This window comes from Chthoniobacter sp. (assembly GCF_040003245.1).
In the GTDB taxonomy this organism is placed as follows: Bacteria; Verrucomicrobiota; Verrucomicrobiia; order Chthoniobacterales; family Chthoniobacteraceae; genus Chthoniobacter.
This window is the reverse complement of record NZ_JBDUCX010000329.1, coordinates 1-6,061: the sequence shown is the minus strand read 5'-3', so window position 1 is coordinate 6,061 and position 6,061 is coordinate 1. Positions and strand designations below refer to the sequence as shown.

General features: G+C 59.8%; 5 protein-coding genes and 1 pseudogene. 1 reads left to right on the top strand and 5 read right to left on the bottom strand.

Annotated features, from left to right (window positions below):
- Window positions 1–122: 122 nt before the first annotated feature.
- Window positions 123–1,037 (bottom strand): DUF2167 domain-containing protein, encoded by a 915-nt coding sequence (locus tag ABJF10_RS28560; protein WP_348548010.1) that lies wholly within the window; start codon window positions 1,035–1,037, stop codon window positions 123–125.
- A gap of 37 nt (window positions 1,038–1,074) precedes the next feature.
- Window positions 1,075–1,779 (bottom strand): site-2 protease family protein, encoded by a 705-nt coding sequence (locus tag ABJF10_RS28555; protein WP_348548009.1) that lies wholly within the window; start codon window positions 1,777–1,779, stop codon window positions 1,075–1,077.
- Window positions 1,780–2,031: 252 nt separating this feature from the next.
- Here ABJF10_RS28555 and pgsA point away from each other — a divergent pair, with 252 nt between their 5' ends.
- The gene (gene pgsA, locus ABJF10_RS28550; protein ID WP_348548008.1) at window positions 2,032–2,661 is read left to right on the top strand and encodes a CDP-diacylglycerol--glycerol-3-phosphate 3-phosphatidyltransferase; all 630 of its coding nucleotides are present in this window, start codon (window positions 2,032–2,034) and stop codon (window positions 2,659–2,661) included.
- 59 nt (window positions 2,662–2,720) lie between these two features.
- On the opposite strand, the gene ABJF10_RS28545 is transcribed toward pgsA, so the two are convergent.
- From ABJF10_RS28545 to ABJF10_RS28535, 3 genes and pseudogenes are all read right to left on the bottom strand, one after another.
- Complete coding sequence (locus tag ABJF10_RS28545) at window positions 2,721–3,314, bottom strand: polysaccharide biosynthesis/export family protein (RefSeq protein WP_348548007.1); 594 nt, start codon at window positions 3,312–3,314, stop codon at window positions 2,721–2,723.
- 14 nt (window positions 3,315–3,328) lie between these two features.
- Window positions 3,329–5,470, bottom strand: coding sequence for a polysaccharide biosynthesis tyrosine autokinase (locus ABJF10_RS28540; protein ID WP_348548006.1), 2,142 nt, complete (start codon window positions 5,468–5,470; stop codon window positions 3,329–3,331).
- A 97-nt stretch (window positions 5,471–5,567) separates the two neighbouring features.
- A pseudogene (locus ABJF10_RS28535) lies at window positions 5,568–6,061 on the bottom strand (hypothetical protein); the annotation flags it as partial.

The following is a 6,061-nucleotide window of genomic DNA, read 5'->3' as shown; positions in this document are numbered from 1 at the left end:
GCCCCATTGGCCCCATTGGCCCCATTGGCCCCATTGGCCCCATTGGCCCCATTGGTTCCATTGGTTCCATTGCGGAAAATTTCACGCTGCGCCTCAAAATGGGGGGGCCGCAGGAACCGTTTCTATTGGGCGTCGCTGGAACTCCTCCCAGTCACTTTGGCGAAGAATTTTTTGATGACCCCGAACAGGGCCACGACGCCCACGATGACAACCTTTTTCGCGGCGAGGATGCCGGCGATCAGCACCTTGAAAAAGCCGGCCTTGGCCAGGATGCCGCCGGTGACGAGCGCCGCGAGGCCATAGGTCGCGACCTTGTCGGTGCTCGGCTGGAAATCGGTGTAACGATGCCCCTCCTGGAAATCGACCATCGAGAGGATCGCCGGCGTCGCCTGTTCGATCTCGGCCATCTGCCCCATCCCGGCCACCGCATTGAGCACCAGCACGCCGCGCCGTCCGAGCATGCGAATATTGTAGTTCAATGTGTCTTCGTTGCTGTCTCCAAACCGCAGTTGCTTCGCCCAATACATTTTATGGGCGTTCGCATCGTAACGCGGGGGCGCAGCCCAGCCCACCAGTTCAATGGCCGCGAAGCCCTTTTTCTCGCGCTCCTTGCTGGCCTCGCGCACCCCTTCCTGCATTTGTTTGAGCAGGTCGTTATAGTTGATCTTCGCCGCGTCATTGTCCTTCACATAGCCATCTTCGTCGTAGGAGATAATGACGGCCCACCCGTCCGCGCTCGCCGGACTTAAATTTGGCGGTACGAGCATCCCCAGGGAGCGCGGGCCGGTATCGGGATTATCCCAGATTTTTGTCAGCACGGTTTGCGTGTCCTTCGGATCCAGATAGCGGTATCCCTCCGGCATTTTGATCCTGGCCAGGCCGCCGCGCAGGGTGATCTCGCCGTGCTGATAGTTCAGCCCGTCGGCCAGCTTCTTTATCTCCGCGAGGCGCGCTTCGCGCGGGGTCGGATTTTCGGCCCGGCCGAGGGGCAAGCCGACGGCAAGAAGGAGCAGCACAGAAAGGAAGAGGCGATTCATAAGCAGACAGTCTGGTAAGAGTTGGAGAACAGCGCCCCTACAAGGCCGGGCCGGCATCCGGATAGAGAACGTGCAGGGCGATCCGGCGGATCGGGTCGAAAATGTAGCGGAATCCCTGCCAGGCGACAAGCAATCCGACAAAGCGCATGGTGGGATTCCAAAGGAAGGCCAGGTACTTTTGGGCGGCACCTTCCGGAAGGAAAAGCAGCGGCAGATTGCTGCCATCCAGAGGAGGGAGCGGCAAGAGATTGAAAACGGCGAGCAGCAGATTGAGCGAGAAGGCGATACTGAGCAGTTTCACTACCCAAGGATATAGACCCGCCGCCATGGGCTCCGCGAGGTGCGCGGGGGCGAAGGAGAATGGCTCCTCCCAAAGGTGCCACTCCACACCCGCGCGCAGGAGCAGACCGGCCAGCATCACGATCACCATGTTCGCCGCCGGGCCGGCGAGGGACATCATCGCGCAACGACGCGGATTCCGCAGGGCCCAGCCGGGATCGTAAGGCGCACTCGCCCAACCGATCATCCAGCCCGCCGAGAGAAAGGAAATGAGCGGCACCACGACCATGCCAATAGGTTCGCGGCGGATGTGCGGCAGAGGGTCGAGCGTGACCTGCCCGCCGCGATAGGCGGTGTCGTCGCCGAGTTTCAGCGCCGTCCAGGCATGCGCGGCTTCATGGCAGACCGTGGAGTAAAGGAAGACGATATACCAGAGCAGACCGTCAGTGAAATCGGGCGACATCGCGGGGAAATGGGAGTGCCTCGTTTAAACTCACCGCCGCGCTCGCGCCGAGCGAAAATTCGAACGCCGGGGTTCGCGGCGGATAGTTTTCCCAAACGCGAAACCCCACCCCGGAGCTGAATTTTGCGATTTAGATTTGTGGCGGATGGGAATGAATCGGCATGGTGACGGATACGCCATGGATTTTGCACCACGACTGATGCCCAGTTACGATGTTCATTGGCGGGGCGCATCCAGGCGCGCCGTGCTGCAATGAATCTTCCCAACCGCCTTACCGTCGCGCGACTCTACATCACCGCGGGATTCGTCGCGTCGATGACGCTGGCCTGGCGCTGGAAATCCCCGGGCGATCCGGGCTGGACGCCGTTGCTGAGCTGGAGCTGGGGCTATACCGCCGGCTTGATCCTTTTCGTGGCGGCTTCGGTTACCGATTACTTCGATGGAGCCATCGCGCGCCGCCGCAATCTCGTGACAGATTTCGGCAAATTGATGGACCCCGTCGCGGACAAGGTGCTGATGGCCGCGGCGTTCATCTGCTTGATTCCCGAGCACGCCATCCCGGCGTGGGCGGCGATCGTGATCATCAGTCGCGAATTTCTCATTACCGGCCTGCGGTTGCTCGCCTTGAGCAAGGGAATCATTTTACCGGCGGACAAAATGGGCAAGCACAAGACGGTGTGGCAGATGGTGACGGTCATCTATTTCCTACTGTTGCTCGCGCTCTCGGAATTCGAGCGGGCGGGTTGCATTTCGGGCCTTTTCTGGTGGTTCCACGCGTGGCACTACGGCGGCGCGGTGCTCATCACCGCCGCACTCTTCCTCACGCTCTATTCCGCCTGTGGCTACCTCTGGAAAAACCGCGCTCTCTTTGCGGCGGCCTAGGCTGTTTTCCAGTGAATCAAAGCCTTGGCACGCGGAAAACACGCGCCCTGCACCGCGCGCTACTCGCGCACGATCACTTGATCGCCGGGGAGCAGCTTCGGGTCCCGCGAAGGATCCTTCGAGATTTCCTTGAGGTCGAAGGCACCGGCGACTTTGCCTTCGCGAATGATGCGGACCCCTTTTCCACTGCCAAAATCGCTGAGCCCGCCGCAGTTTCCGATCGCGGAGGAGAGCGTCAAATCGGAGCTCCAGGAAAGCCGCTGCGGCGCCCGAATACCACCGCTGATGGAGACGTAACGAGTCGCCTGGGCGATATTGATGAGCACCGTCGGCCGGGTGAATATTTTGTCCGCCAATAGCTTCCCCTGGATGGCGCGTTCGAGTTGCGAGGCGGTCATGCCCACGGCCTTGACTTCGCCAATCAAGGGGACATTGACGGTGCCTTCCTGGCCAATGGTGAACTGGAGATTGAAGTCCGCGGCGAACTCCGCCGGCATGCCGCTGAGGCGCATTTCAAAGACATCTCCCGTCCGCAACGTGGCGATGGAGCCCCCAGTGACCGGCACGGCCACTGGTATCGGCGCCGGCGAGGCGGCCTGCAAGCCGACCGTAGCAAAAGCGAGGAGGACAAAAGAACCGAGGGTGGGGCGCATGGGCGTGACAGAGTTTAGTATTCTTCGCGTTGGGTTTCGCGCGGGCGGGCGGCGAGCTGCGGCGCAGGAGCCTCGATCTTCGGGGCGTTGCGGCGGGGGCCGTAGTACTCGTTGTAATTGTAGTAGTAGGCGTAACCGTCGTCGTGCTTGGCGTCGACGTTGTTGAGCACCACGCCGATGAGACGGCCGCCGACATTGAGCACGGCTTGCTTCACGCGCTGGAGCATCACGCGAGGGAAGCGGCGGTGTTGCACGACCATGATGGTGATATCGACCTCGCTGGCCAGCACCGAGCCGTCGCTCACACCGAGGATCGGCGGCGAATCGAAGAAGACGAGGTCGTACTGCGACTTCACCTTGGCAATGAGATCGGTCATGCGCTGGGAATTGAGGATACCCACGGCATCGGGCGGCAACACACCACTGGGAATGAAGGACAGGTTGTCGATCTTCGTGGTCTTGATGATCTCATCGATCTCCGCCCGGCCGAGCAGGTAGTCGGTCAGGCCGAACGTATTCTCGACGTCGAAATAGTGGTGCTGCGAGGCGCGGCGCAAATCGGCATCGACCACGAGCACGTTGTAGCCGCCCTTGGCGCAGGTGAAGGCGAGATTGTTCAGGGTCGTCGATTTGCCTTCGCCGGGGCCACCACTGATGAGCGTGAAAGTATTCGCATCGCGGTACGGCTTGTTGAATTCCACCGCCGCGCGCAGAATTCGGTAGGCCTCGGCGTCCGAGGAATCCGCCGCATTCTTCATGAGAATGGAAACATTGTTCGGGATAACGGCGAGAACCGGGATTTGGAGATAACGCTCCACGTCGTCCAGCGTCTTCACGCTGGTGTCGAGGTAATCGATGAAGAAGGCAAGGCCGACGCCGATGGCCAGACCAACGCAAGCGGCCATGAACATGTACCAAGGCACATTGGGTTTCGCAGGGATTTCCGACTTTTCGGCCTTTTCCCAGATGTGGGCGCTGGGCTGTTGAATGACCCCGATCATCTTCTGCTGCTGGTAGGAAAGATCGAGGGTATCGAGGATCTTGCGCGCCTGGATCGCTTTGTTCTTCGCCTCGATGTATTCGACCATCTTGGCTTTTTCCTCGGCTTCCACCTCACGTGAATTCTTCGATTCGGTCGTCAGCGCGGCGAGTTTATCCTTCTCGAGACGCAGCCTATTCCCTTGCGTTACCTTGATGGTGTTGAGCTGGTCCGACAGAATTTTGGCATAGGTCTCCATCTGGGCATCCCAAGCCTTGACGCGGGGATGATTGGGTCCGAGTCCGAGGTTCGTGAGGCGCGCCTTTTCGGCCATGGCATCCTGAAGCAGGGGGAGATTTCTCGAAACGGTCGGGTCGTCGATCCCCAAGGTCTTGAGCGCGTCCTGGAGTTGGGCCGGGCTCAGGCTGTTGATCAAATCCATCTGCCGCTCCAATTCCAGTACCCGGAGTTCCTGGCTGTTCTTTTCCGTCTGCACCGTCAGCCGGTTCTGAGTCGTGTACCCGACGTTGGAATTCTCCTTGTCCGGTTCGGGATCGACGATCCCGTCCCGCGCGCGAATCTGCATGGCAGTTGCGGCAGTGGTTTCGACATCCTTGCGCTTTCGCTCCACTTCATCCTTGAGCTGGTCGAGGCCGGCGGTGGTCTCCTTTTCCAAATCGTTCTGACGCCTTTCCTGATAGACGACCGCAATCGCATTCGCGATATTGGCAGCCCGCTGGGGATCCGTATCGAAGGCACCGATCTCGATCAACCCCGTGTTGCGCACTTCCTGAAGCTTCATCGCGCCCTTGAGCCGGAAATATACCTGCTGGAGGGGCAACCGCACCCCGGGCGGGGAGAACTCCTTGATCAAATCCAGGCGCTCGATCACCGGGTAAAGAATTTCCGTCTTCTGCAAGATTTGGAATTGCGTGGCCACGAACTGGGGATCGTAGCTGCCGCGGAGAGATCCCGGGCCAAAAGTGCCCACTTTAGCCGAGAAATCGGACTTCACCTCCATGGTCACCTTCGAGAAATACTGCTTTGGTAGAAAGTAGGTCGTCACCCCGGCTGTGACCATCACCAGAAAGAAGGTCAGGAGAATCAACCCCATGCGCAGCCGAATGGTCCGCCAATAGTCGAGGAAGTGAAGTTTGACTTCGTTGGAGTCGTTCATAGACGGGTGAGTGACGGGGGAGGTGAAATTATTACTAGCTCAGAACGGGCATTGCGCAACCGCACAAACACGAAAGTTCTGTGACATGTTTCCGACCTTAGAATTGATAGGCCGCCCCGAGGAAAACGCGCTGCCGGTAGTAGTCGAAGGTGCTCTCCGGGCCCATCTGCATGGTGTACGAGTAGGTCAGGTTGAGCGTCCAGTGCCGGTCCAGAGTGTAGTAGAGGCCCAAGGAGGCATCGATCGTATCCTGAATCGTCTCGTTGGTGACCGAATGCGTGCTGGCGGCAACGGCGGAAGTCTTGCTGTTGCTCGCGGGCGTCGCGGTGGATGCCGTGGTCGCCGTTGTGCCGGTAGTCCCGGTGGTCGCAGCGGTATTGCTCCCCGTCGGGCTGCTGGCGACCGCGGCCGGGGTATCGAGCACATCATTCGTGGTCGTCGTGGTGGTGTGCAGGTAATTGCAAGTCAAAACCCCTTGGAGGCGTGGGGAGAAAATCTGGGTCAACTGCAGTCCGCTGCGCGCCACGACGCTGCGGGTATTTGCTGCGCCCGCCTCCTCATAACCGTAGCGACCATTCCACTGCAGGATGG